This is a genomic window from Micromonospora sp. NPDC005203, assembly GCF_042872705.1.
Taxonomy (GTDB): domain Bacteria; phylum Actinomycetota; class Actinomycetes; order Mycobacteriales; family Micromonosporaceae; genus Micromonospora.
Map to the genome: position 1 here is coordinate 340,507 of NZ_JBIAKV010000004.1, position 24,658 is coordinate 365,164.

A 24,658-nucleotide genomic window follows, 5' to 3' on the forward strand; every position below is an offset into this window, starting at 1 on the left:
AAACTATACGGACCGCTAGTCCGTTTGACGAGAGGGGGCCCCGGTGCGGGCCGATGCGCTACGCAACAGGGAGTCGGTGCTGGCCGCCGCCGGGCGGCTCTTCGACTCCGCAACCGACCCCGATCAGGTGTCGATGGACGACATCGCCACCGCGGCCGGCGTCGGCAAGGGCACCCTGTTCCGGCGCTTCGGCGACCGCATCGGGCTCATCCGCGCCCTCTACGAGCAACGGGCGCTGCGGTTGCGGGAGGCGCTCACGGTGTCACCCACCGGGCCGGCGGTGGACCAGGCCGTCGAACTGCTGCGGGCCATGCTGCGCTTCAAGCGCGACAACCGGGTGCTCACCCTGGCGCTCGAAGGTGCCGGGAGCGGCAGTCCATACCGCAATGCGGCGTACGACCACTGGCACGCCCTGCTCGCCGGCCTCGTCGCGAGAGCACGCGGCCCGCAGACGGCTGACTATCTGGCCCACGCCCTGCTCGCCGCCGTCCGCAGCGATCTGGTCGAGCACCTGCGCGACTGGCCCGACGACCGGTGGGACACGGGACTGAACGCGCTGGTCGGCTCCGTGCTCGGTCACGACGGCCAATCCCCCCACGTCCACCGCGCTGACTGACTCCCGGCTGACGAGAGGTGGCCCTGCCATGCCGAGACAACCCGTATACGAGCAGGTCATCGACGACGTGATCCGCTCGATCCAGTCCGGCACGCTCCAGCCCGGCGACAAGTTGCCGTCCATCGCCGAACTCGGCGAGCAGTACCGAGCCAGCGCGACGCCGATCAGGCTGGCCCTGCGGATCTTGGATGAGCGGGGCTGGATCGAGGTGCACCAGGGCAAGGGGTCGTTCGTGGCACCGAACCCGCCCGCCTGACTCCGTTCGCGCCCCTCGCCCGGCCTAGACCCACTCGGCTTTCCAGGAAAACGCCGTATCCGGGTCGCCTCGATACCGCGCTTTCAAGGAACGCGTGTGGATCTTGCGGCGCCGGGCCGCATGGCCCAGCGATGACCCAGGGCGCTCAGTGGTCCGGGGTGATCAGCGTCAGGGTCGGGAAGTACGTGCGGTATCGCGACCTGTCACGGGTCAGCAGGTTGTACCGGCAGACAGCCGCGTGCGCGCCGATGGAGAAGTCGGCAAGCGGCGAGCGCTTCGTACCGCCCAGCTTCCGGTACCGCGCATACGCCTTGCCGGCGAGGAAGCCCGCCAGGTAGGGCAACTCCTCACGGAGGAGGTCCCCGGCAGGCAACGCCTCGTCCAGCTCTTCGATGCGGTCGAAGCGGACCGATACCTCGGCGTACACGATGGGGTTGATCACCAGATTGCCGGCGTCGCGGGCCTCGGCGAGGGCGTTCCCGGACCAGTCTGCCCACTTCGGGTCGTCGGTCAGGATGTCCAACAGCACGTTGCTGTCGACCAGGGTCGTCACCGCGTCGGACCGCCGCGACGGCACTGCGCGGAGCCGGTCACTCGCCACGCAGCAACTCCATCAGCTCCTCGGTGGACATGTGCTCGGTCTCCTTGGCGCTGCCCCGGCCCCGCATGTGGCCGACGAGACGCTGGCCTCGGGTTTCGGCACCGTGGACTCGGACGATGCGGAGGGCGCCGCCGTCCTCGACCACATCGACCTCGTCGCCTTCGTGCAGGTTGTACTGGGCCCGCAGCGCCGCCGGAATGGTGACCTGGCCCTTGCTATTCAACCGCATACCCGACCCCCTGTCACGTGTCACATATGATACGCGACACTTAGAAGGTATGCGGTCCGCCTTGATGGCTTCCATCAGTCTCGCCAGGCCGCCGATGTCCGGGGCTTGCCCGCGCGCGAACGGATCTCGCGCAGTAGGTTGGCGGGGTGACTGGACGGTTCCCGATCGAAGACGTCTCCCCTGTCGTCTCGTGCGGGCGGTACCCGGCCAAGGCGGTGGTCGACGAACCGGTCCCGGTGTCGGCCCGCGCCTACCGGGAGGGGCACGACGCGCTCGGCTGCAACGTGGTCTGGATGGGTCCGGACGGCGTCACCAGGCCGTTCACCCGGATGCGCCCCGGCGAGCCCGGCCAGGACCGGTGGCACGCCACCATCCGGCCGGACACCGTCGGCTCCTGGGCCTTCGCCGTCGAGGCGTTCCAGGACCCGTACCTGACCTGGCAGAACGCGGTGACGAAGAAGATCGCCGCCGGGCAGGGGCCGGAGGACCTGGCCAACGACCTGGCCGAGGGCGCGCGGGTGCTCGCCGCCGCCCGGGCCCTCGTTCCGACCGCCGAGCGGCCCCGGATCGCCGACGCGCTCACCGCGCTCGTCGAGACCGACCTGCCGCTGCCGCAGCGGGTCGGCCCGGCCCTGGCGCTGACCGACCTGCTGTGGGAGCACCCGGTGCGGGAGCTGGTCACCTCCGGTGACACGTACTCGATCTGGGTGGATCGCAAGCGGGCGCTCTACTCGGCCTGGTACGAGTTCTTCCCCCGCTCCGAGGGGGCGACGCAGGGCCGGTCCGGCACCTTCGCCACCGCCACCGACCGGCTGCCGGGCGTGGCCGCGATGGGCTTCGACGTGCTCTACCTGCCGCCGATCCACCCGATCGGCCGGGTCAACCGCAAGGGCCGCAACAACGCGCTCACCGCCGGGCCGACCGACGTGGGCTCGCCGTGGGCGATCGGCGCCGCCGAGGGCGGCCACGACACGATCCACCCCGACCTGGGCACGCCGGCGGACTTCCGCGCCTTCGTCGAGGCGGCGGCGGCGCAGGGCCTGGAGGTGGCGATGGACCTGGCGTTGCAGTGCGCGCCGGACCACCCGTGGGTCACCGAGCACCCGCAGTGGTTCACCACCCGAGCCGACGGCAGCATCGCGTACGCGGAGAACCCGCCGAAGAAGTACCAGGACATCTACCCGGTCAACTTCGACAACGACCCGGAGGGCATCCGGGCCGAGGTGCTGCGGGTCGTGCTGCACTGGGTGGGCGAGGGCATCCGGATCTTCCGGGTGGACAACCCGCACACCAAGCCGTTCGACTTCTGGCGCTGGCTGATCGCCGAGGTGAAGAAGGTCGACCCGGACGTACTGTTCCTGGCCGAGGCGTTCACCCGGCCGGCCATCATGCACGGCCTGGGCAAGATCGGCTTCACGCAGTCGTACACCTATTTCACCTGGCGCACGACGGCCGCGCAGATGCGGGAGTACTGCGAGGAGCTGGTCGCGTCGGCCGACCACATGCGGCCGAACTTCTGGCCGAACACCCCGGACATCCTGCACGAGTCGTTGCAGCACGGCGGCCCGCCGATGTTCAAGATCCGGGCGGTGCTGGCCGCGCTGCTCTCCCCCTCCTGGGGCATGTACGCCGGCTACGAGCTGTTCGAGCACGTGGCCCGGCCGGGCGCGGAGGAATACCTGGACAACGAGAAGTTCGAGCTGCGCCCCCGCGACTGGGCCGGCGCCGAGGCGCAGGGCCGATCGCTGGCGCCGTTCCTGGCCACCCTCAACCGGGTACGCCGCGACAACCCGGCCCTGCACCAGCTCCGCAACCTGCGCTTCCACGAGGTCGACAACCCGGCGCTGCTCTGCTGGTCCAAGCACGACCCGGACACCGGCAACACCGTCATCGTGATCTGCTCGTTCGACTCACATGTGGTGCAGTGGGGTAACACGACCCTGGACATGCCGGAGCTGGGGTTCGACTGGCACGAGCGGTTCACCGTGTACGACGAGCTGACCGGCACCAGCTACGACTGGGGGCAGCGCAACGCGGTGCGGCTCGACCCGTACCTGCAACCGGCGCACGTGCTGACCCTCCGCCGCCCGGCCGCGCCCTGCGCGCCGGAGCCCGCCGGCGTCGAACCGGCGGACCTCACCGTCACCGACGTGCCCACCGAACTCTCCGGCGGTACCGCGCCGACCGCCCCCGCCCCGAAGGACGACCGATGGACCAGCTGATCACCGGCGCGACGCACGACCCGCACGCGCTGCTCGGCGCACACCCCGCCGAGGGCTCGACGACGATCCGCACGATGCGCCGGGGCGCCGGTGACGTGGTGCTGCTCGTCGGCGACGAACGGCACCCGATGAAGCGGGTGCACGACGCGGGCGTCTTCGAGACCCAGGTCGACGGCACGGTGCTCGACTACCGGGTGGAGGTCGACGGCACCGCACACGACGACCCGTACCGCTATCCACCGACGCTCGGTGAGCTGGACCTGCACCTGATCCGGGAGGGCCGGCACGAGCGGCTGTGGGACGCGCTGGGCGCGCGGGTATTCGACGAGGGCGTCGCCTTCAGCGTGTGGGCACCCAACGCCCGCGGCGTGCGGGTCGTCGGCGACTTCACCGGCTGGTCCCCGGACGACGGCTGGCCGATGCGTTCGCTCGGCTCCAGCGGCGTGTGGGAGCTGTTCGTCCCCAACGCCCGCGTCGGGGCCCGCTACAAGTATCGGGTGCTGGGCGCCGACGGGCAGTGGCGGGACAAGGCCGACCCCCTGGCCGCGTACGCGGAGGTGCCGCCGGCGACCGCCTCGGTGGTGCACCACTCGACGTACCGGTGGAACGACGCGGACTGGCTGGCCCGACGGGCCGAGCGGCAGCCGCACCAGGAGCCGATGAGCGTCTACGAGGTGCACCTCGGTTCGTGGCGACCCGGGTTGGGCTACCGCGAGCTGGCCGACCAGCTCACCGCGTACGTCACCGAGATGGGCTTCACGCACGTGGAGTTCCTGCCGGTGATGGAGCACCCGTTCGGCGGTTCCTGGGGCTACCAGGTGACCGGCTACTACGCGCCGACCTCCCGCTTCGGTGACCCGGACGACTTCCGGCACCTGGTCGACCGGCTGCACGCCGCCGGCATCGGCGTGCTCCTCGACTGGGTGCCCGCGCACTTCCCCAAGGACGAGTGGGCCCTCGCGCGCTTCGACGGCACCCCGCTCTACGAGCACCCCGACCCGCGCCGGGGCGAGCACCCGGACTGGGGCACGTACGTCTTCGACTTCGGTCGCAACGAGGTCCGCAACTTCCTGGTCGCCAACGCGCTCTACTGGTGCGACCAGTTCCACGTCGACGGGCTGCGGGTGGACGCGGTCGCCTCGATGCTCTACCTGGACTACTCCCGGGAGCACGGGCAGTGGACCCCGAACCAGTACGGCGGCCGGGAGAACCTGGAGGCCATCGCGCTCATGCAGGAGGTGACCGCGACCGTCTACAAGCACCACGCCGGGGTGGTGATGATCGCCGAGGAGTCCACCGCCTGGCCGGGCGTCACCAGCTCCACCACCGAAGGCGGGCTGGGCTTCGGGTTCAAGTGGAACATGGGCTGGATGCACGACACCCTGCTCTACACCTCGAAGGACCCGATCTACCGCCAGCACCACCACCACCAGCTCACCTTCTCCCTGGCGTACGCGTGGAGCGAGAACTACGTGCTGCCGATCAGCCACGACGAGGTGGTGCACGGGAAGGGCTCGCTGGCCGGCAAGATGCCCGGCGACACCTGGCAGCGGCTGGCCAACGTGCGGGCGCTGCTGGCGTACATGTGGGCGCACCCGGGCAAGCAACTGCTGTTCATGGGTTCCGAGTTGGCCGACGACCGGGAGTGGAGCGAGGAGCGCGGCCTGGACTGGTACCTGCTGCACGACCCGGCCCGCGCCGGGGTGCAGCGTCTCGTCGCCGACCTCAACCGGGTCTACCGGGACACCCCGGCGCTCTGGGCACAGGACACCGAACCGGCCGGGTTCCGGTGGATCGCCGGCGACGACGTCGCCAACAACACCGTGTCGTTCGTTCGGATCGCCCCGGACGGCTCGACCCTGGTGTGCGCGGCGAACTTCTCCGCCGAGCCGCTGCACGACTACCGGATCGGCCTGCCGGCCGGCGGCACGTGGACCGAGGTGCTCAACACCGACGCCCACCACTACGGCGGCTCCGGAGTGGGCAACCTGGGCCAGGTACGCGCCGAGGACGTGCCCTGGCACGGCATGGTCGCCTCGGCGGCCCTCCAGGTGCCGCCGCTGGGTGCCGTCTGGCTGCGCCAGGGCTGACCGCCCGGGGGCTGCGCGGGGTCAGACCAGGTTGGCGTCGCGCAGCAGTTGCCACAGGCCGGCGCCGTCCGGGGCGGACAGCCACTTCTGCCCCACCGGGCCCGACGACGGGCGACCCGCCGGGGCGGGCAGGGTGCCGGCCAGCACGGACTGCGTCGGGGAGAGCCGCCGGATCGCCACCCCGGCGACGTTCTCCGGGTGGGCGGCGGCGAACTCCCGGTAGATCTCCTGGTCGTGCTGGCCGTCGTCGCCGACCAGCAGCCAGCGCACGTCGGGGAACTCGCGGGCCAGCCGGGCCAGGGTGGACCGTTTGTGTTCCATTCCGCTGCGGAACCAGCGGTCGGCGGTCGGCCCCCAGTCGGTGAGCAGCAGCGGCCCGGCCGGGTAGAGGTGCCGGGACAGGAAGCGGGTCAGGGTGGGTGCCACGTTCCACGCGCCGGTGGAGAGGTAGAAGACCGGCGCGCCGGGGTGCGCGGTGACCAGCCGCTCGTAGAGCACGGCCATGCCGGGCACGGCGTTGCGGGCGTGCTCGTCGAGCACGAACGTGTTCCACGCGGCGAGCAGCGGCCGGGGCAGCGCGGTCACCATCACCGTGTCGTCGATGTCGGAGATGATGCCGAACTTGACCTCCGGGTCGAGGATGCGCACCGGCGCGTCGACCGGCTCGGCGTCCGGAACGCTGAGCCGGACCGTGCCCCAGCCGGGTGGCAGGTCGGCCTCGACGAGAGTGTCGACGAAGCCGCTGCGGTCGGCCTGCGTCTCGTGCCGTACCCCGCCGGCCTCGATGGTCACCGTGACGTGCTTGTTGGGCAGGGTGGTGAAGCTGCGCCAGCCCCGGACCTTGTCGAGTCGGCCCCGCTGCCGGGTGTCCGGTCGGCCCAGCAGCACCCGACACATCACCCGCACCCAGCCCGGGGCGCCATAACCGGTGTACGCGACGATGTTGACCCGCCAGCCGGTGCGCCGCAGCCGGCGCTGGACGAGCTGGTGCACGGCGTCCTCGATCCGCGCAGCCCGGTGCAGGTTCGGAACGGCCAGTTGACCGGCGGGAGTGGGTGGCACGCGCCAACCCTGCCACACGTCGACGGCAGCGGCCACGCGAGCCGACTCCGGCTGCGCCGATCCACCTCGGCGACCCGGCCGGTCGTGAAACACTCCGGTCGGGACGACGACGGGGGCGTTGGTCGTGTCGCATCCAGAGCAGCACCGTGGGCGATGGCGCCCGCGACTCGACCGGCCGGCGCTCGTCGCGCTGCTGTTCGGGCTGGCCGGGGTCGTCTACCGGCTGGTCCTGACGCTGTACACGGTGCCGGTGTCGAACAGCGACGAGGCCACCTTCGGCCTCGCCGCGCTGCACATCGGGCAGGGCCGGGAACGCCCGGTGTTCCTGTACGGCCAGCACTACATGGGGATGTTGGAGTCGTACCTGGCCGCGCCGCTGGTGGCGGTGGCCGGGCCGAGCTGGCCGGTGCTGCGGCTGCCGATGCTCGCGCTGTACGCGCTGTTCCTCTACCTGATCCACCGGCTGACCCGCCGGCTCTGCGCGCCCTGGTTCGCCACAGTCGTGGTGGGCCTGCTCGCGCTCGGTGGCGAGCGGGTGGTCCGCGACCAGCTCACCGTCGTCGGGGGACGGCCGGAGGTGAAGCCGGCGGTGCTGCTGATGCTGCTGATCACGGTGGGGCTGGCGACCGGCACCGTACGCCGTCGGCGGCTCGCCGTCGCGCTGTTCGGCCTGCTCGTCGGGCTCGCCGCCTGGTCGGACTGGCTGATCCTGCCGTACCTGGCGGTGGCCGGGCTGGCGCTGGTGTGGGCGCTGCGGCGCGAGCTTCTCGGCTGGTCCGGGCTGCTGCTGGTGGCGGGCGTCGTGGTCGGGATCGCGCCGATGGTCCTGGACAACCTGCGCGCCGGACCGGGTGAGGACTCGTGGACCGTGTTCCGGGAGGTCAGCACCAAGGAGGGGCCGTCGCCGCCGTTGTCGGAGCGGCTCCGGGGCGGCCTGCTGGAGGGGGTGCCGCTGGCGCACGGGCTCTGCCCGGTGGACGGCTGCGGACGCTGGCAACAGTGGTTCGGGGTGGTGTATCCGCTGCTACTGGTGGTCGGCGCGGTGCTCGCGGTGCTCGCGTACCGCCGGGCCGCCGCCACCCCGCGCGGGCAGCGGGTCGGGCCGGTCGTCCAACTCGCGCTGGTCGCCGGTGCCGCGTTGACCTTGTTGTCGTACGTCCGCAGTCCGCTCGCCGCGACCAGCCCACTGGACAACGCCCGCTACCTGTCGGTGCTGCAACTGTCGCTGCCGGCGGTGCTCTGGCCGCTCTGGGTGGCGGCGCTGACCGCCTGGCGGGGCACCAGCAGCGTGCTGGGGCGGTTCACCGGCGCGCTGTCCGCCGCCGTGCTGGTCGCTCTGACCGCCACCACGCTCGTGGTCACCGTGCTCTTCGCGGCCACCGGCACCGCCGCCTCCCGGACCGAGGAACGCCAGGCCCGGGAGTTGGCCGCCGCGCTGCGCGCCGACGGACCCCACGAGGTGTACGGGGACTACTGGACCTGCAACCGACTGATCTTCAACACGGACGAGACGGTGGTGTGCGGGGTGCTCGACGCGGACCTGTCCCCCGGGCAGAACCGCTACCGGCCGTACTGGCGGCAGGTCGGACGGGCTCCACGCCCCGGCTATGTCGTGGAGGTCGACTCCCCGATGGACCGGCGGCTGCGCCGACTGCTCGCCGACCGGGCCGACGCCACACCGGTGCGCGAGGTGGGCGGCTATCGCGTGTACCACCCCGAGACCCCGGTGCGGCCCTGGCGCTGAGGGCGGGTCGTACGCTGGCCGGGCCGCCGTCCCGCCCGTCGAGGAGACCCGATGCTCATCCTGCTGCCGCCCTCGGAGGGCAAGGCCGACGCCGGCACCGGGCGGCGCTGGGCCCCGGACCGGCTCTCGCTGCCCGAGCTGAACCCGGCCCGGGAGCGGGTGGTGGACGCGCTGGTGGCGCTGAGCGCCGGGCCGGACGAGGCGACGGCGCGGGCGGCGCTCGGCCTCAGCGAGGGCCAGCGCGACGAGCTGCGCCGCAACGCCCGGCTGCGGGAGGCGGCCACCGCGCCGGCGGAACGGCTCTACACCGGGGTGCTCTACGAGGCGCTGGAGCTGACCTCGTTGCCGGTCGCGGCGCAGCGGGCGGCCCGTCGGTCGATCCTGATCAGCTCCGGGCTGTGGGGCGCGGTCCGGCTCGCGGACCGGATCCCCCCGTACCGCTGCCCGATCGGCGCCCGCCTGCCGGGCGTCGGGGCGTTGTCGGCGTACTGGCGTGGGGAGCTGACGCCCGCGGTGGACGCCGCCGCCGGCCGGGGTCCGGTGCTGGACCTGCGCTCCGGCGCGTACGCGGCCACCTGGGCGCCGCGGGGAGAGCTGGCCGAACGGACCGTCAGCGTGCGGGTGCTGCACGAGCGGGAGGTCGACGGCGTGCCGGTCCGCTCGGTGGTCAGCCACTTCAACAAGGCGACCAAGGGCCGGCTGGTCCGTGATCTCCTCGCCGCCGCCGCCAGACCGCGCTCGGCGGCGGAGCTGCTCGGCACGCTGCGGGAGTTGAAGTACACGGTCGAGGAGCAGGCCACCGCACCCGGCCGGGTGCGACAGGTGGACCTGGTGGTCAGCGACCTGTAGCGGCGCGAGCAGTCGCAAGATTTGCTCAAGGCTGGGCCGGAAGAGTTCCGTAACGACGAAGCAGGGGCCACGGTAGGGGCACCCAGACTCCGACGAGGGAGCCTTCGTTGACCCGCGAACCCGCCCTGCTCGACCGGCCGCGCTCGTCGGCGCCGCCGCCCCCGCTGGACTGGCTGACGCTCGGCGACGCGTTCGAGGCCGCCTGCCTGCTGCGCTGCACACCGCCGCCGACCACCGCCCGGCCGAACCCGGCGCACACGCCGGGGGTGGAGTTCAACCGGGAGGACGCCGCGCAGCGGATGCGGCAGTTGCTCGCCCGCCTGGATATTCCGGTCACGCACGAGGTCGCCGTCGGGGGCCTGCGCCGCCGCTACGAACTGCACCGGCTCTGGGTGCCCCAGGAGCAGCAGGACACGTACGTCCGGCTGTTGGAGGCGGGCTGGTGGCAGGGGCGGCGCGCGCTGCTGGGCGGCCCACCCCCCGGCACCTCGCCGGCCCGCCGGCAGTTGGTGACCCGACTCGCGGCGGCGGCCTGGCGGTCGGCGCTGCTGGCCGCCGGCCGACACGTCCGCCGACACATCCTCGGCGTTCGGCTCACCGACCGGGAGTTGGCTGCCGTGCTGATTCGCAGCGCCGCCGTGCTCGACGTCCCGGCCCGGCTTCGAGCGGGCACCGGCTGTTTTCTGGTCAGCGTGGCCGACGGTCCGGACCGGGCGCGGATCCTGAGCAACGCGGCGCTGGAGCCGGCGCGCCCGGCCTGCTGACCGGCACTCGGTCCACACCCACTCGGCACACCTGTCGGCACGGAGCTTGCGCGCACCGGTCCGACGGCGCACAGTGCACCGCGTGAGACGTACCTCGTCCCGCCGGCCCCGGCGTCATGCTGCGGGACTGGCGGCCCTGTTGACGGTGCTGCTGACCGCGACCACGAGCACCGCCGGTTGCCAGGACGCCCCCACCGAGCAGGTGCTGATCCGGATCGCCACCGGCAGCCCCACCGCCGTCTACTACGCGTTCGGGCAGTCGCTCGCGACCATCCTCAACCGGGAACTGCCCGACGTCGACGCCCGCGTGGTGGTCACCGCCGCCTCCGCGGAGAACGTCCAACTGGTCCGGTCCGGCAGCGCGGAGCTGGGCTTCACCCAGGCCGACGTGCTGCCGGCGAACGCCGAGGAAAGCAGCTCGGTCAAGGCGGTCGCCCGGGTGTACGACGACCAACTCCACCTGGTCACCACGAGTGCAGGGCCGGTGCGCACACTCGGCGACCTGCGGGGCCGGCGGGTCTCCGTCGGCGCACCCCGATCGGGCACCGAGATCACCACGACGAGGCTGCTGGAGGTGGCCGACCTCGGTGGCGACGCGGTACGCCGTGCGCGGCTCGGGCTGGACGACTCGGTGGAGGCGCTGCGCTCGGGGCAGATCGACGCGTTCTTCTTCTCCGGTGGGCTGCCGGTGTGGGGCATCGAGAACCTGGCCCGGCAGCGTGCCACCCGGATCGTGGACCTCAGCGACTGGACCGAGCGGCTGCGCTCACGCTACGGCCAGGTGTACGTCTCCCGGGACATCCCCCGCTCGGTGTACGGGGTGGACGCGGTGACCACGGTGGCCGACCCGAACTTTCTGATCGTCAGCGCCAGCCTGCCGGAGCCGTTGGTCCGGGAGGTGACCCGCCTGCTGATGGACGGGCGGGCCGAGCTGGCCGCCGCGCATCCCGCGGCGGGGCGGATGAGCCCTCGCTCGGCGATCGCCACCGCGCCGCTGACGTTGCACCCCGGTGCCGCCGCCTGGTACCGGGAGGACAAACCCTGACGGCCGGTGCTACCGAGTCAGGGTGGGCCGGCGGTCGGTGGCCGGCTCGCCGTCCACCGGCTCGCCGTCCACCGGCCCGGTCGCCGGGTCCCGGTCCGGCGCGGGAAACCACAGGGCCGCGACCAGCCCGCGCGTCTCCCCCGGGCGCATGGTGAGCCGCCCGTCGGACGCGTCCACCAGCACGGCGGCGATGGTCAGGCCGAGCCCCGCGCCCTCCACGTTCTGCGCGTCCGGCGCCCGCCAGAACCGCTCGGTCGCCTGGCCGAGCTGACTGCCCGTCATGCCCGGGCCGGAGTCGCGCACCTCCAGGGCCACCCCGTCGTCGCGGCGGGCCACGGCCACCGTCACCGCCCCGCCCGCCCCGCTGAACTTCACCGCGTTGTCGATGAGCGCGTCCAGCGCCTGGTCGACGGCGGTCGGCACGGTCTGCGCGTACGCCGGGGCGTCGGTGCTGGTCAGCCGCAACGTGACCGAACGGTGCCGGGCCAGCGGCGCCCACGCGGACACCCGGGACGCGGCCACCGCGGCGGCGTCCACGGTGACCCTCTCGTTCTCCTCCCGTTCAGCGCGGGCGAGGGTCAGCAGCGCGTCGAGCACCAACGCCAGCCGATCGGTCTCCTCCAGCGCCAGCCGGTGCTCCGCGCGGCCCTCCGGGTCGCTGAGGCTGGGACCCAGTTCCTCCACCCGCAGCCGCAGCGCGGTGAGCGGGTTGCGCAGTTGGTGGCTGGCGTGCGCGACGAAGGCGCGCTGCCGGTCCATCACGTCGGAGACCACGTCGGCCATGTGGTTGAAGCTGGCCGCGAGGCGACGCAGCTCCGGCGGACCCAGGCGGTGCTGCACCCGGGCGCCCCGGTCGCCCTCGGCGATCTCGTGGGTGACCGCGTCCAGCTCGGTGACCGGGCGCAGCACCCAACCCGCCAGCCCGAACGCGGTGAGCACGCAGGCCAGCACGGCGAGCAGGCCGGCCAGGGCGAGCAGTGACCACCACACGGCGACCTCCCGGCGGATCGGGTTGGCCGGGGTCACGATCACCACCGCGCCGAGCACCTCACCACCGTCGTTGATCGGCACCGCCACCACCACCGGGCCGGTCCTCCACGGCCAGACCGACTCCGGGGCGCTCGTCTGCTGCCCGGCCAGCGCCATGTCAAGCGTCGCCGCGGTCCCCGGGCCGGGTTGGTACCGGGGCGACGCGAACAGGGTGCTCCGGTCCCGGTCGACGATCGCGGCGCCGATCCCGTACAGGTCGTCGTAGCTGGTCAGCTCCGACTCGATCGGACCCGGCCCACCGTCGCGCAGCGCGGGCCCGGCCAGCGAGGCGAACCGGGTCGCGTCGGCGAGCCGGTCGGCCCGGACCTGTTCGGTTTCGCGGCTGGCCATGGTGGCCGCCAGCGGTGTCTCCAACGCGATGAGGACGAGCACCATCAGCAGCAGATAGCTGATCACCAGTCGACGACGCACGTCAGCCCCTCACGCGTCGCGCAGCCGGTAGCCGACGCCACGGACGGTCTCCACCAGGCGGGCGTCGCCGAGTTTGCCGCGCAGGGACCCGACGTGCACCTCGACGGTGTGCCGGTCGGCCCAGGTGGTGCCCCAGGCGTCCAGCAGGATGCGGTCGCGGGGCACCGCCACCCCCGGTTGGCGGGCCAACGAGAGCAGCACGTCGAACTCCTTGCGGGTCAACGTGACGGCGCGGCCGTCCACGGCCACCGTCCGCGCGGCCACGTCGATGCGCACTGAACCGGCCTGAATGACGTGCCGCTCCGGTGTGGCGTTCGCGGCCCGGCGCAGCACCGCCTCGATCCGGGCCTGCAACTCCACCATCGAGAACGGCTTGACGACGTAGTCGTCGGCGCCGAGACGCAGGCCCAGCACCCGGTCGCGTTCCTCACCGCGGGCGGTCACCGCGATGATGCCGAGCTGGCTGCTCCGCCGGCGCAACTCCCGGCACAGGTCGGTGCCGTCGCCGTCGGGCAGGGTCAGATCGAGCAGCACCAGGTCACATGGGGCGGCGGAGAGCGCGGCCGCGACGGTGGCGGCGTGCTCGACCTCGTAGCCCCGGCGGGTGAGGGCGGAGGAGAGCGCGGCGGCCACCCGGCGGTCGTCCTCCACCAGCAGGATCCGCACCCGTGCCCCCGTTCGTCGCAGCGCTGTTCTGCGAATGGTGGCAGAAGCGCACGCCCGGCGGGAAGCCGCGTGTCGGGTCGGACCTACAAGCCGAAGACGTCGTCGGCGGTGGCGTCCCGGACGCCGTCGGTGAAGCCGCGGAAACCCGGGTCCTCGTGGCTGGCCGGCACGCTGGTGACGGTCACCCCGCTGGCCTGGGTGACCGCGTCGACCAGAGGCGGGTAGTCGATCTCGGCGTCGTTGAAGGCGTCGTCGTCCGCCTCGGCCAGGTTGATCACGTGCTGTACGTCATCGGACGGAGTGTCCGGATCTTCGGCCCACTCGCCGCCAGCCCGGTAGCACTCGTCGTACAGCGCGCGCTGACTGTCGGTCCAGTCGTCGTCGTAGCTCTGCATCGCCCATCCCTCCGCGGCCCGTGACCTGAGCATGCCCGGCCCGGGGCGACGGGCGCGGCGGTACCGGCGAAAACCGGGCGAGCGTGCCGCCGGCGTCCCCGTAGGCTGCGGTGGTGATCTACAAACTGTTGTCGACCACGGAATGGGACGACGCCCTCGCCGCCGGCGCCTTCGCCGGCTCCGCCGTGGACCGGCAGGACGGCTTCGTCCACCTCTCCGGCGGTGACCAGGTGGTGGAGACGGCGCGGCGGCACTTCGCCGGGGCGACCGGGTTGACCCTGCTCAGCGTCGAGGAGGAGCGACTGGGTGACGCGCTGCGGTGGGAACCGTCGCGCGGCGGGCAACTCTTCCCACACGTGTACGGCCCGCTGCCGGTCGCGGCGGTCGTCACGGCGCAGGCGTTGCCGGCGGACACTCCGGCCGCCGACGCGGTGGCCGCCCTGCTGGGCTGAACCGGTCGCGCCCGGCCCGAGCGGTGTCGGACCGGGCGCAACGGGGGCTCAGCGGCAGAGCCGCTTCGTGCCGCTCAGCGGCAGAGCCGGGAGATCTCCTCCTGGAACCGGTCCATCGGGTTCGCCTCGGCCGGACCGAGCAGGTAGGTCTTCAACTCCCGGCGGGCCTCGGTCATCGGGTCGTCGCCGGCCCGGGTCAGTGCCACGATCTTCTCCAGCTCACCGCAGTCCTTGGAGAGCAGGTACGCGGCCCGAGCCGTCGGGTACTCCCGGCGGAAGTCGTCCTCCGACAGGCCGGACGGGTTGGCCACCACGTACGGCCGCTGGCTCTGCACGAAGTCGGAGACCACACTGGACACGTCGCTGATCAGCAGGTCGGTCTGGTTGAAGCAGTCGAACAGCGCCGGGGTGCGGCCGGTGACCACCAGGTGCGCGGTGCCGTCCAGGGAGGACGCGCTCGGGTCGCCGCCGGCGGCGCGGATGGCCGCCACGACCCGGTCGTGCACCTTCCTGGCCGCCCGGGACCGCGACCCGGTGAGCGGGTGCGGCTTGTAGATCAGGCGCAGCCGGGGCGTCGTGGCGAGCAGTCCCTTGACGATCCGCTCGCCCATCAGCACCAGCGAGGTGTGGTACGGGTCGTCGTCGAGCCAGCCCTCCCAGGTGGGGGCGTAGAGCACGGTGAACGGCCGGTCCACCGACTCGGCGCCGAAGGTGTGCACACCGGCGAGCTGCGGGCGGCCGATCTCGACGATGTCCGAGTCGAGGACACCCACACCGGCTCGGGCGTAACGCTCCCGGCCGGCCAGGCCGGCGACCCAGACCTCGTCGTACACCTTGCTGTACGGGTTGACGCTCGCCTGCTTGTCGCTGTCGCCGTGCCCCACGAAGACGTGCTTGGTGCTCGGCTCACGCAGCATGTGGATGTTCGCGCCGACGTTCGCGGCGTAGAGCGCCGCACGGATGTTGCGCAGATCGAGGTTCATGAAGTCGACCCCCGTCGGTACGCAGATCACCGGCAGCCGGGTGTCGGCCAGATCGAGGAACGCGTCCCGGCTGCGTAGCAGCACCACCGCGCGCTGCTGGAGCGCCTCGGTCGGGGCGAGCCACATGTTGGCCTGGTAGACGTCCTTGGCCGGCCCGGCGAAGTAGAGCGCCACCTCGGGCCGGTAGTTGTCCAGCCACCGCTGCACGGCGGGCAGCAGTGGGCCCTCCCCCGTGCTCCGGCCCCGACCGCGCAGCCAGGTCAGCGCGGTGATGGCGCCCACCACACCGGTCGCCACGACCGCCAATGCAGCGGCGGCGAAGAACGGCGTCAGGTCGTGCCGCACCGCCGCGGCCACGGCGGCCGGGACCAGCAGCAGGTTGAGCAGCGGCATCCGGTCACCGGCCACCGTCGCCACCCAGCCCGGCAGTTGGGGAGCGGAGCGCAGCTCACCCAACTCGATGTTGCGCACCATGGCCGAGAGTGGGTTACGACGCTCGATCATGACGGAGAGCGCCCCGGCGAAGACCGACACGACCCACACCAGGGCCGGCAGCGCCAGCAGCAGGGTCAGCTCACCGCCGCTGAGCCGCACCTCGGCGGCGACGAGCAGCACGGCCGCGAGGTCCCGGGTCAGCTGCCGGTACGACCAGTGCAGACCCACCTTCTCCAACAACAGCTGCGACGTCGGCGACCAGCGGGCGGCGGCGAACTCGCCGATCACGGCGGCCAGTCCGGCGACGGCGAACAGGCCCACCCAGCCGAAGACACCCGCGACGAGCATGACCAGGTAGGCCAGCACCAGCAGCGCGGCGCTGGCGGCCACTCCGATGCGACCTGAGAACGTGCCGAACAACGAGTTCGCTCCCTACGATTTCCGTATCGGGTTGGGCTGGGTCTGCGCGGACCAGGAGCCGAGACCGAAGCCCCTGGTGGACGCTCGTCCCGTCACGGCAGCCCTCGGCGGACGAACGTGCCTGCGACCCTAACGTGAGACCGCCTGATGGTATCGAGCGGGTATCCGTACGGAAAACCGACCAAACCGACCGCCAACCCGACCCGCCTCAGGATCCGCCGGTGGGCGAGCCGGGGCGATAGCAGACCATCGCGCCCGGCGCCTTGCGCGACGCGAAGGGCGTCAGCCCCAGGGCGGGGGTCGCCGCCGCGCTGGCGGTGTTGCCCTTCCACAGGCACACCATGCCCACGCCGACCCTGGCCATAGCCTCGGCGACCGCAGGAACGGAGACAGGCTCCGTGCCGTCGGCGAACCTCGCGAGCAGCAGCCTGTCCTGCGCGAACGGCGTCTCGGGTCCGTAGTCGGTGAGATACAGGTCGCGGGGCAGCACCACGCGGACCTCCGAGGTGACCTGCGGAAGCGACCGCATCACCGACGACGGTGCGAGGACCAGGCCGGCGGGGTGGTCCAGCTTCTCGATCCAGAAGGAGGCGGCCTTGCGGTTCTCCGGCATCCGCCAGGTCGGCGTCGTCTGGATCACCTGCCCCTCCCACATCGGCTTTCCCTGGGTGAAGAAGAGGAACACCAGGACGACGGGAAGGGCGAAGGCGAGGACCCGGCTCGTCCGGGCCAGCCCGGGCAGGCGGATGACCGCGAGGACGCCGACGAGCGCCGGCACGGGCAGGATCCACGGCACCCGCCAGAGCACGGCCGTCAGCCCGCTGAGATCACCGCCGAACTTCAACAGGCCGGGGACCATCAGCACCGTGGTCGCCAGCGCGGCGCCGGCGGCCAGTTGCTGCGGCACACCGCGACGGAGCAGGAGGGGCGACCACCAGACGGCGAGCCCACCGATCACGCCGAGGACGCCGAGCCACAGCGTCAGCTCGTAGATGGTCCGCAGCGGCAACAGCGGGGAGTACGTCGCGGCGGCCTCCTCCACCCCACCGCGCAGAACCTGGACGAGCACGCCGGACAGCAGGGGGTAGACCGAGAGGACCGCGAAGCACACGATGGCCTCCCGCGTGCGCCGCGTGGCGAGCAGCACCGCGCCGGCCGCCGCGGCGAGCAGCGGCAGCAGGAAGACCGCGGTGGTGGTGTAGCCGACAGCAGCGACGGAGAGCAGGGTGAGGAGGAGCAGTGCCCGCCGCGAGCGGTGCTCCAGGTAGTCGGTGAGGTACACCCAGGCGAGTGGGATCAGCGCGTGGACGAACACGCTCTTGCCCTGGGTCAGCCGGGGCAGGTGGTAGGTGTTCAGGGCGTCGGCGTAGTAGGCCACGAGCAGGATGTAGGCCGCCGCGACGCCGAACGCGACGAGCGGGCGTCGCGGGGCCCAGCGCAGCACGAGCCGCCACAGCGCGAAGACCGCGAAGACCGCCAGCACCGGCAGGAGCAGGTACCACATCACCGACGCCGTGTGCACGTGCAGGGCGCGGGCGAGCGCCCCGATGAACACCTCGAAGGAGGGCAGCGGCGGGTTCGCCGAACCGCCCGGCAGCACGCCCTCGGTGAACAGGAAGTCCTTGAACGGGATGTTGTCCCGGTCGGCGACCCAGACCGACTTGCCGACGTAGAAGACATCGTCGAGCGACACCCGGTCGATCAACGTGGCGAAGTAGGCGGCGGCCAGGGACACGACGATGACCACGTACCCCTGCACGGGGGTGGTCCGCTGGCCGGCCGGCGCGGCGACCACGTCGGTCGCCCCGCCGCGGCGCGGCAGGGTCAGCCAGGCGGAGACGACCGAGACCAGGCCGAGCCCGGCGGCCAACCACCAGCTCACCGCGCCACGACCGAGGGCGGCGAACAACGCCGCGCCGAGTGCGGCACCGACCGGCAGCGCGTACCGACGCAGCAGCGCCGCGCGGTCGGCGGGCACCTCGGTCGGGGCGGGGGCGGTCTCGTCGTCGGCCTGCCGTGCCACCGGGTCATGACGGCGCAGCCGCCAGGCCGCGTACGCCGCGACCGGCTGCAGGACGACCCAGCTGAGGAAGACGACGGACGGGCGCAGGTCGAGGCCGAGGTTGAGGTGGTAGAGCAGCGTCCAGATGGCGAAACTCACCACCGCCGCGTCGGTGTACACCACGGGTGCGGCCGCCACCGCGGCGTTGAACCGCCCGATCAGACCGCGGCCCCGTCCGGGTCGGGCACCCGCGCTCGGGGTGTCCTTCTGGCTGCCTGCCGCTGAGGCCACAACAGCGTCTTCGACTTGCGTCACGGGGCGTCCTTGTCGTCCGGCGGCGGGTTGGGGCGAGAAGCGGATGTCTGACCGGTGACCGGCCGGGGGTCAGGGGGCAGCGTAGCGGAATCGGGCAGGGGGACCGCCGCTGCGGGAGGCGGAGTGTCGGAGGCTGGTCAACCCGATATCGGGGCTGTTCGGGGACGGGATAGGGCGCTGTCGGCGCCGAGCCCGGTGGCCACGGATTCGACCAGGTTGTCGAGGTAGCTGTCGGTGAGCGGGAGACGGGCGATGGCCAGCCGCCAGTAGAGCGGGCCCACGATGAGGTCGACCGCCGCGTCCGGGTCGGTGTCGGTGGGCAGTTCGCCGCGCTGCACGGCGCGGGCGACCAGGCGACCGCCGATCTCCTGCTGACGGGCGTGCAGCACCTGCCGCAGGGTCGCGTCGATGCTGGGGTTGCGCGCCGCCTCGGCCAGCAGGTCCGGGATGATCTGCGACGCCAGCGGGTGGCGCAGCGCGTGTGCCACCGCCTGGAACAGCAGGGCGAGGTCGCCGCGCAGGGTGCCGGTGTCCAGGGCCGGCAGCTTGCCGTGGGCCGCCGCGGCGACGATCTCCAGCACCAGGTCGAGCTTGGAGTTCCACCGCCGGTAGATCGCGGTCTTGCTGACACCGGCGCGACGCGCCACCGCCTCGATCGAGAGCCGGCCGTAGCCGACCGCGGCGAGCTCCTGCGTCAGCGCACGCCGGATGGCCGTGGTGATCTCGCCACGGAGCACTGCCGCACCGGCCGGGGCGCGCCTCTTCTCGGTGGTCACCAGGGACTCTTATCGCAGGTCACGGTGCCCAGGGTAGCGCAACGACGATACGGTTGCGTCCCGACGTGTTTCGGACTACTGTCCTCGCAGCGACGAGGCGGCGCCCCGCGCACATCTCCCACTAGGATTCCATCGTCGTGAGCCACCCGTCTGCACGAAAGATCGGAGCGCCATTCCCATGGCCACCACCGCGCTGGTCGACCCCGACACGGGCCTGACCCAGGCGCAGCTGGCCGCTCGGCACGGGCTACGGGTCGCCGGTGAGCGACCGACCCTCGTCGAGTACAGCCGCCAATTGTGGGCCTACCGGCACTTCATCGCCGCGTACGCCAACGCCAAGCTGGTCGCCTCGTACAGCAACGCCAAGCTGGGCCAGCTCTGGCAGGTGCTCACCCCGCTGACCAACGCGGCGGTCTACTACCTGATCTTCGGGGTGGTGCTGAGTCAGAACGAGATTCCGAACTACATCGCCTACCTGACCACCGGGTTGTTCATCTTCAACTTCACCCAGAGCGCGGTCCTGGCCGGCACCCAGTCGATCAGCAGCAACCTGGGGCTGATCCGGGCGCTGCACTTCCCCCGGGCCAGCCTGCCGCTGTCCACGACGATGACCCAGTTCCAGCAACTGCTGGCGTCGATGGTGGTGCTGATCGGCATCGTGCTGGTCACCGGGGAACCGATCACGCTGGAGTGGCTGCTGCTGGTGCCGGCCCTGTTCCTGCAGGCGGTGTTCAACGCCGGCGTCGTCCTCGTGGCGGCGCGGTTGGGCAGCAAGTCGAGCGACCTGAAGCAGGTCATGCCGTTCATCATGCGCACCTGGATGTACGGCTCCGGCGTCCTCTACAGCGTCAGCCTCTTCGAGCAGCTGCCGAGCTGGGCGACGACGCTCGTGCAGTACAACCCGCTGCTCGTCTACATCGAGCTAGCGCGGTACACGCTGCTGGAGGAAACACCGCTGCTCAACGAGTCGCTGGCCCAGCTCTGGCTGGTCGGCGGCGGGTGGGCACTGCTCGCCGGCTTGGGCGGTTTCATCTACTTCTGGCGCGGCGAACAGGAGTACGGCCGTGGTTGAGCACTTCGAGGCCCCTACCGAGGCGACCGCGACGATGACGTCGACGCAGGAGCGCATCCCGACCGTGGTGGTCGACGACGCGCACATCATCTACCGGGTGCACCAGGGCGCCGGCGGTGGCACCACCCCGGTGGCCGCGCTGCGCCGGCTGGTCAAGCGCACCCACGCCCCGAACATCCGGGAGGTGCACGCGGTCAAGGGTGTCTCCTTCACCGCGTACCGGGGTGAGGCGATCGGGCTGATCGGCAGCAACGGCTCCGGCAAGTCCACCATCCTGCGGGCCATCGCCGGCCTGCTGCCGGTCAACCGGGGCGCGATCCACACCCAGGGACAACCGTCGCTGCTGGGTGTGAACGCCGCCCTGCTCAACGACCTCTCCGGCGAGCGCAACGTCACCCTCGGTTGCCTGGCCATGGGCATGCACCCAGACGACGTGGCCCAGCAGGCCGCCGGCATCATCGAGTTCTCCGGGATCAACGACCGGGGCGACTTCGCCAGCCTGCCGATGCGGACGTACTCCTCGGGGATGGCGGCCCGGCTGCGGTTCTCCATCGCCGCCGCGAAGAAGCACGACGTGCTGCTCATCGACGAGGCGCTCGCCACCGGCGACAAGGGCTTCCGCAAGCGCAGCGAGCAGCGGGTACGGGAGCTGCGGGAGGGCGCGGGCACGGTGTTCCTCGTCAGCCACCAGCTCTCCTCCGTCCGGGACACCTGCGAACGAACGATCTGGCTGGAATCGGGCGTCCTGCGGATGGACGGCCCCACCGACGAGGTCATCCGGGCCTACGAGGCGTTCGCGAACAGCAAGTAGATCGCCGGCGAACAGTCGGCATCGACACGGCGCCATGGACCGCGTCGCCCGCGTTGGGGCGGCGCGTTCCGCGCGTTAAGGTTCATTCCGTCGCCGCTCGGGCGGAACCTTCCGTTAACGCATCCGAAGAGAGTGAGGATCCGGCAATGACGCAGGACCAGACCACTGGCCCGGACGCCGCAGCGGAGACCCCGACGCCGTGGCGGCCCTCGCGGACGGTGGCCGTGGTTCTGGCCGGCGGCACCGGGACCCGGCTGGGCCTCGGCATCCCCAAGCAGCTGCTCAAGATCGCCGGCAAGCCGATCATCGAGCACACCCTGGCGGTCTTCGAGGCGGCGCCGGAGATCGACGAGATCATCGTGCTGATGGCGACCGGCCACGTCGACGACGCCCGGCAGATCGTCGAGAAGGCCGGCCTGCGCAAGGTCACCAAGGTGATCGAGGGCGGTGACACCCGCAACGCCACCACCCGCATCGCGCTGGACGCGGTCGGCCCGGAGGACTGCAACATCCTCTTCCACGACGCGGTACGCCCACTGCTCAGCGGGCGGATCGTGCGCGAGTGCGTCAACGCGCTCTGGACGTACGACGCAGTGGACGTGGCCATCCCGTCCGCCGACACGATCATCCAGGTGGACGACAACGACTGCATCACCGACATCCCGGTGCGCTCCCGGCTGCGCCGCGGGCAGACCCCGCAGGCGTTTCGCTCCCCCACCATCCGGGAGGCGTACCGGATCGCCGAGAACGACCAGGACTTCGCCGCCACCGACGACTGCGGCGTGGTGCTGCGCTACCTGCCCGGCACCCCGATCAAGGTGATCGACGGCTCGGACGAGAACATCAAGGTCACCCACCCGGTCGACGTGCACCTGGCGGACAAGCTCTTCCAGCTCGCCGCGGCGCAGGCGCCCCGGCTGACCGACCACCGCAGCTACTCGGAGGAGCTGACCGGCCGCACCATCGTCGTGTTCGGCGGCAGCTACGGCATCGGCCACGAACTGGCCGAGCTGGCCCGACGCTACGGCGCGCAGGTCTTCCCGTTCAGCCGTTCCAGCACCGGCACCCACGTGGAGCGGGCCGCCGACGTCGAGGCCGCGCTGACGACCGCCTTCGAGGCCACCGGCCGGATCGACCACGTGGTGGTCACCGCCGGGGTGCTGGAGAAGGGCGCCCTCGCCGACATGGACGAGGAGACGATGGACCGGGTGCTCCAGGTCAACTTCGTCGGCCCGGTGACCATCGCCCGGCAGTCGCTGCCCTACCTCCAGCAGACCAAGGGCCAACTGCTGCTCTACACGTCCAGCTCCTACACCCGGGGGCGAGCCCGCTACGCGCTGTACTCGGCCACCAAGGCGGCCCTGGTCAACCTCACCCAGGCGCTCGCCGACGAGTGGGCCGACGTCGGCGTCCGCGTCAACTGCATCAACCCGGAGCGCACCGCCACGCCGATGCGCACGCGGGCCTTCGGCGAGGAGCCGGAGCACACCCTGCTCGCCGCCGAGGCCGTCGCCCAGTCGTCACTCGACGTGCTGATCTCCGACCTGACCGGCCAGGTCATCGACGTACGCCGGGCACCTGGCGACGGTCCCACGCCGAGCGTGCCGGCCCAGCCCGGTCAGGTCGACGCGCCGGTCGGCGCGGCGCCGACGAACTGACACCGACCGGCGGCGGAACCACGAACGGAGCGACATGCGCGGCGACCTGGTCCGAAAGCTGGCCGCCCGGTGCCTGAGCACCGGACTGGCCGTGCTGGCCTTTGCCGTGCTGGCGCTCACCGGCGCCACCGGCTGGGGGTTGACGCTGGCCGTCGCCGCGCTGGCCGCCTCGGCCGCCGAGCAGCGGATCCGGCCCAACGCCGACCTCGTCGCGGAGACGACGCTGATCGCGGCCGCGATCCTGGTCGGTTACTCCCGGCGGTTGGACGACGGGCTCCACCTCACGCTCGTCGCCACCGCCCTGGTGCTGCTGGGACTGGTGCTGCTGGTGGGGCCCCTGCGTACCGCCGGCAACCTGGAGATCCGCACGGCCAACCTGCCGGTCCGGGCCTGGACGCCACTGATCGCCGACCGGCTCGGCACCGCCCTGCTCGGGCTGCTCGCCGTCCTGGCGCTCGCCGCCGCGCTCACCCTGCCGGCCGGCGTGGCGTTGGTCGCGAGCCTGCTGGTCGCCGCGGGCACCGGAGTCGTCGCCCTGGACCTGGCCCGGCGGCGGTTCCGGCCGGGAGCCGGCGGCGGGCCGGTGGCCCGGGCACTGCGCCGGCACCAACCGGAGTTCCTGCTCTACTTCTCCGCGCCGCCCGGCTCGGAATACCAGGTCACCATGTGGCTGCCGTACCTGGAGCGAATCGGCCGGCCGTTCGTGGTCGTGCTGCGCGAGCCGGAGTTCCTGGCCCCGATCGCCGCGGCCACCGACGCGCCGGTGGTCTACTGCCCCACCCTGCGGGCCATGGACGAGGCGCTGGTGCCGAGCCTGCGGGCGGCGTTCTACGTCAACCACGGCGCGAAGAACAGCCACTGCATCCGCTTCACCCAACTCACCCACGTCCAGTTGCACCACGGCGACAGCGACAAGGCGCCGAGCGCCAACCCGGTGTCCGGGATCTTCGACCGGATCTTCGTGGCCGGCCCGGCGGCGATCGACAGGTACGCCCGTGCCGGGGTGCGGATCCCGGCGGACAAGTTCGTGGTGGTGGGCCGCCCGCAGGTGGAGTCGATCGAGGTACGCCCCGAGCCGGCCCGGGGGTTGCCGACGCCGACCGTGCTCTACACCCCGACCTGGACCGGGCACCACGCCGACGCCGACTACTGCTCGCTGCCGGTCGCCGAAGGGCTGCTGCGGCGGCTGCTGGAGCGCGGCGCGACGGTGATCCTGCGGCCCCACCCGTACACGGCGCAGAACCCGGCCTCGGCACGGCAGTTGGGTCGGCTGACCGAGGTGCTCGTCGCCGATCGGGCCCGCAGCGGACGCCCGCACGTGGTCGGCGCGGCGGCCCGCGAGCTGAGCCTGACCGAGTGCGTCAACTCCTCCGACGCGCTGATCTCCGACGTGTCCGGGGTGATCTCGGACTACCTCTACTCCAGCAAGCCGTACGCGCTCACCGACATGGGCGACGAGGGCGACCGGTTCGCCGAGCGGTTCCCGCTGGCCGCGTCGGGTTACGTGCTGCGCCGCGATCTGTCCAACGTGGACGAGGTGTTGACCGCGCTGCTGGACACCGACCCGCTGGCCGCGGAGCGCTGGGCCACCCGCCGGCGTTACCTGGGTGACTTCCCCGCCACGTCGTACGCCGAGGCGTTCCTGACCGCCGCGCGCCGGGAGCTGGCGGCGACGGAAGAGCCTGCGGCCGAACGCTCGCCGCAGCTCTCCCCCCTCGCCTGACCCGGGCTGAC

General features: G+C 72.0%; 22 protein-coding genes. 13 read left to right on the forward strand and 9 right to left on the reverse strand.

Annotation, left to right across the window (positions count from 1 at the left end):
• Positions 1 to 43 precede the first annotated feature (43 nt).
• Both ACFYPM_RS13255 and ACFYPM_RS13260 read left to right on the forward strand, forming a co-directional pair.
• Positions 44 to 616, forward strand: coding sequence for a TetR/AcrR family transcriptional regulator (locus tag ACFYPM_RS13255; RefSeq protein WP_387195202.1), 573 nt, complete (start codon positions 44 to 46; stop codon positions 614 to 616).
• A gap of 28 nt (positions 617 to 644) precedes the next feature.
• On the forward strand, positions 645 to 872 hold the full coding sequence (locus ACFYPM_RS13260) for a winged helix-turn-helix domain-containing protein (protein WP_112699780.1): 228 nt from the start codon (positions 645 to 647) through the stop codon (positions 870 to 872).
• Between the two features lie 145 nt (positions 873 to 1,017).
• Here ACFYPM_RS13260 and ACFYPM_RS13265 read toward each other — a convergent pair whose 3' ends face one another.
• Together ACFYPM_RS13265 and ACFYPM_RS13270 are read right to left on the reverse strand one after the other, a co-directional pair.
• Positions 1,018 to 1,473, reverse strand: coding sequence for a type II toxin-antitoxin system VapC family toxin (locus tag ACFYPM_RS13265; protein WP_387195205.1), 456 nt, complete (start codon positions 1,471 to 1,473; stop codon positions 1,018 to 1,020).
• Positions 1,463 to 1,702, reverse strand: a complete 240-nt coding sequence (locus tag ACFYPM_RS13270) for an AbrB/MazE/SpoVT family DNA-binding domain-containing protein (protein ID WP_387195208.1) — start codon at positions 1,700 to 1,702, stop codon at positions 1,463 to 1,465. Before ACFYPM_RS13270 ends, ACFYPM_RS13265 begins: the two co-directional genes overlap by 11 nt.
• A gap of 146 nt (positions 1,703 to 1,848) precedes the next feature.
• Between ACFYPM_RS13270 and ACFYPM_RS13275 the strand changes: the two genes are divergently transcribed.
• Together ACFYPM_RS13275 and glgB are read left to right on the forward strand one after the other, a co-directional pair.
• Entirely contained in the window at positions 1,849 to 3,924 is a 2,076-nt protein-coding gene (locus tag ACFYPM_RS13275) for a maltotransferase domain-containing protein (protein WP_387195211.1), read from the forward strand.
• Positions 3,912 to 6,014 (forward strand): 1,4-alpha-glucan branching protein GlgB, encoded by a 2,103-nt coding sequence (glgB, locus tag ACFYPM_RS13280; protein ID WP_387195214.1) that lies wholly within the window; start codon positions 3,912 to 3,914, stop codon positions 6,012 to 6,014. Before ACFYPM_RS13275 ends, glgB begins: the two co-directional genes overlap by 13 nt.
• A 21-nt stretch (positions 6,015 to 6,035) precedes the next feature.
• Here glgB and ACFYPM_RS13285 read toward each other — a convergent pair whose 3' ends face one another.
• The gene (locus tag ACFYPM_RS13285) at positions 6,036 to 7,076 is read right to left on the reverse strand and encodes an App1 family protein (protein WP_387195217.1); all 1,041 of its coding nucleotides are present in this window, start codon (positions 7,074 to 7,076) and stop codon (positions 6,036 to 6,038) included.
• 124 nt (positions 7,077 to 7,200) lie between these two features.
• Between ACFYPM_RS13285 and ACFYPM_RS13290 the strand changes: the two genes are divergently transcribed.
• The 4 genes from ACFYPM_RS13290 (at position 7,201) to ACFYPM_RS13305 (ending at position 11,478) form a co-directional block, all read left to right on the forward strand.
• Positions 7,201 to 8,820 (forward strand): ArnT family glycosyltransferase, encoded by a 1,620-nt coding sequence (locus tag ACFYPM_RS13290; protein ID WP_387195220.1) that lies wholly within the window; start codon positions 7,201 to 7,203, stop codon positions 8,818 to 8,820.
• A 51-nt stretch (positions 8,821 to 8,871) separates the two neighbouring features.
• Positions 8,872 to 9,669, forward strand: a complete 798-nt coding sequence (gene yaaA, locus ACFYPM_RS13295; RefSeq protein WP_387195223.1) for a peroxide stress protein YaaA — start codon at positions 8,872 to 8,874, stop codon at positions 9,667 to 9,669.
• Positions 9,670 to 9,776: 107 nt separating this feature from the next.
• On the forward strand, positions 9,777 to 10,433 hold the full coding sequence (locus ACFYPM_RS13300; RefSeq protein WP_387195226.1) for a hypothetical protein: 657 nt from the start codon (positions 9,777 to 9,779) through the stop codon (positions 10,431 to 10,433).
• An 82-nt stretch (positions 10,434 to 10,515) separates the two neighbouring features.
• Entirely contained in the window at positions 10,516 to 11,478 is a 963-nt protein-coding gene (locus ACFYPM_RS13305) for a TAXI family TRAP transporter solute-binding subunit (protein WP_387195229.1), read from the forward strand.
• A gap of 9 nt (positions 11,479 to 11,487) precedes the next feature.
• On the opposite strand, the gene ACFYPM_RS13310 is transcribed toward ACFYPM_RS13305, so the two are convergent.
• The 3 genes from ACFYPM_RS13310 to ACFYPM_RS13320 form a co-directional block, all read right to left on the reverse strand.
• Positions 11,488 to 12,939 carry an ATP-binding protein gene (locus ACFYPM_RS13310; RefSeq protein WP_387195232.1) on the reverse strand — a complete coding sequence of 484 codons (1,452 nt, stop codon included), beginning with the start codon at positions 12,937 to 12,939 and terminating at the stop codon, positions 11,488 to 11,490.
• A gap of 9 nt (positions 12,940 to 12,948) precedes the next feature.
• Positions 12,949 to 13,605, reverse strand: coding sequence for a response regulator transcription factor (locus tag ACFYPM_RS13315; RefSeq protein ID WP_357245811.1), 657 nt, complete (start codon positions 13,603 to 13,605; stop codon positions 12,949 to 12,951).
• 83 nt (positions 13,606 to 13,688) lie between these two features.
• Positions 13,689 to 14,000, reverse strand: a complete 312-nt coding sequence (locus tag ACFYPM_RS13320; protein WP_355031047.1) for a hypothetical protein — start codon at positions 13,998 to 14,000, stop codon at positions 13,689 to 13,691.
• 113 nt (positions 14,001 to 14,113) lie between these two features.
• Between ACFYPM_RS13320 and ACFYPM_RS13325 the strand changes: the two genes are divergently transcribed.
• Positions 14,114 to 14,452 carry a DUF952 domain-containing protein gene (locus ACFYPM_RS13325; RefSeq protein ID WP_387195236.1) on the forward strand — a complete coding sequence of 113 codons (339 nt, stop codon included), beginning with the start codon at positions 14,114 to 14,116 and terminating at the stop codon, positions 14,450 to 14,452.
• A gap of 74 nt (positions 14,453 to 14,526) precedes the next feature.
• Here ACFYPM_RS13325 and ACFYPM_RS13330 read toward each other — a convergent pair whose 3' ends face one another.
• The 3 genes from ACFYPM_RS13330 to ACFYPM_RS13340 form a co-directional block, all read right to left on the reverse strand.
• The gene (locus ACFYPM_RS13330; RefSeq protein ID WP_387195239.1) at positions 14,527 to 16,290 is read right to left on the reverse strand and encodes a CDP-glycerol glycerophosphotransferase family protein; all 1,764 of its coding nucleotides are present in this window, start codon (positions 16,288 to 16,290) and stop codon (positions 14,527 to 14,529) included.
• A gap of 208 nt (positions 16,291 to 16,498) precedes the next feature.
• Positions 16,499 to 18,607 carry a DUF6077 domain-containing protein gene (locus ACFYPM_RS13335; protein WP_387195242.1) on the reverse strand — a complete coding sequence of 703 codons (2,109 nt, stop codon included), beginning with the start codon at positions 18,605 to 18,607 and terminating at the stop codon, positions 16,499 to 16,501.
• Positions 18,608 to 18,744: 137 nt separating this feature from the next.
• Complete coding sequence (locus ACFYPM_RS13340) at positions 18,745 to 19,383, reverse strand: TetR/AcrR family transcriptional regulator (protein WP_387195245.1); 639 nt, start codon at positions 19,381 to 19,383, stop codon at positions 18,745 to 18,747.
• Positions 19,384 to 19,561: 178 nt separating this feature from the next.
• Here ACFYPM_RS13340 and ACFYPM_RS13345 point away from each other — a divergent pair, with 178 nt between their 5' ends.
• From ACFYPM_RS13345 to ACFYPM_RS13360, 4 genes are all read left to right on the forward strand, one after another.
• Positions 19,562 to 20,455, forward strand: coding sequence for an ABC transporter permease (locus tag ACFYPM_RS13345; RefSeq protein ID WP_387195248.1), 894 nt, complete (start codon positions 19,562 to 19,564; stop codon positions 20,453 to 20,455).
• Positions 20,456 to 20,489: 34 nt separating this feature from the next.
• On the forward strand, positions 20,490 to 21,266 hold the full coding sequence (locus ACFYPM_RS13350; RefSeq protein ID WP_357376373.1) for an ABC transporter ATP-binding protein: 777 nt from the start codon (positions 20,490 to 20,492) through the stop codon (positions 21,264 to 21,266).
• A gap of 146 nt (positions 21,267 to 21,412) precedes the next feature.
• Positions 21,413 to 22,924: a D-ribitol-5-phosphate cytidylyltransferase gene (locus ACFYPM_RS13355; protein WP_387195251.1), complete on the forward strand. Its 1,512-nt coding sequence runs from the start codon at positions 21,413 to 21,415 to the stop codon at positions 22,922 to 22,924.
• 34 nt (positions 22,925 to 22,958) lie between these two features.
• Positions 22,959 to 24,647, forward strand: a complete 1,689-nt coding sequence (locus ACFYPM_RS13360) for a CDP-glycerol glycerophosphotransferase family protein (protein ID WP_387195254.1) — start codon at positions 22,959 to 22,961, stop codon at positions 24,645 to 24,647.
• Positions 24,648 to 24,658: the final 11 nt, after the last annotated feature.

What these genes read in the sequence shown, in the direction of transcription:
- ACFYPM_RS13270 (WP_387195208.1), bottom strand. Translation starts at nt 1,702, where the DNA reads ATGCGGTTGAATAGCAAGGGCCAGGTCACCATTCCGGCGGCGCTGCGG.
- ACFYPM_RS13360 (WP_387195254.1), top strand. Translation starts at nt 22,959, where the DNA reads ATGCGCGGCGACCTGGTCCGAAAGCTGGCCGCCCGGTGCCTGAGCACC.
- ACFYPM_RS13345 (WP_387195248.1), top strand. Translation starts at nt 19,562, where the DNA reads ATGGCCACCACCGCGCTGGTCGACCCCGACACGGGCCTGACCCAGGCG.
- ACFYPM_RS13350 (WP_357376373.1), top strand. Translation starts at nt 20,490, where the DNA reads ATGACGTCGACGCAGGAGCGCATCCCGACCGTGGTGGTCGACGACGCG.
- glgB (WP_387195214.1), top strand. Translation starts at nt 3,912, where the DNA reads ATGGACCAGCTGATCACCGGCGCGACGCACGACCCGCACGCGCTGCTC.
- ACFYPM_RS13260 (WP_112699780.1), top strand. Translation starts at nt 645, where the DNA reads ATGCCGAGACAACCCGTATACGAGCAGGTCATCGACGACGTGATCCGC.
- ACFYPM_RS13320 (WP_355031047.1), bottom strand. Translation starts at nt 14,000, where the DNA reads ATGCAGAGCTACGACGACGACTGGACCGACAGTCAGCGCGCGCTGTAC.
- ACFYPM_RS13355 (WP_387195251.1), top strand. Translation starts at nt 21,413, where the DNA reads ATGACGCAGGACCAGACCACTGGCCCGGACGCCGCAGCGGAGACCCCG.
- yaaA (WP_387195223.1), top strand. Translation starts at nt 8,872, where the DNA reads ATGCTCATCCTGCTGCCGCCCTCGGAGGGCAAGGCCGACGCCGGCACC.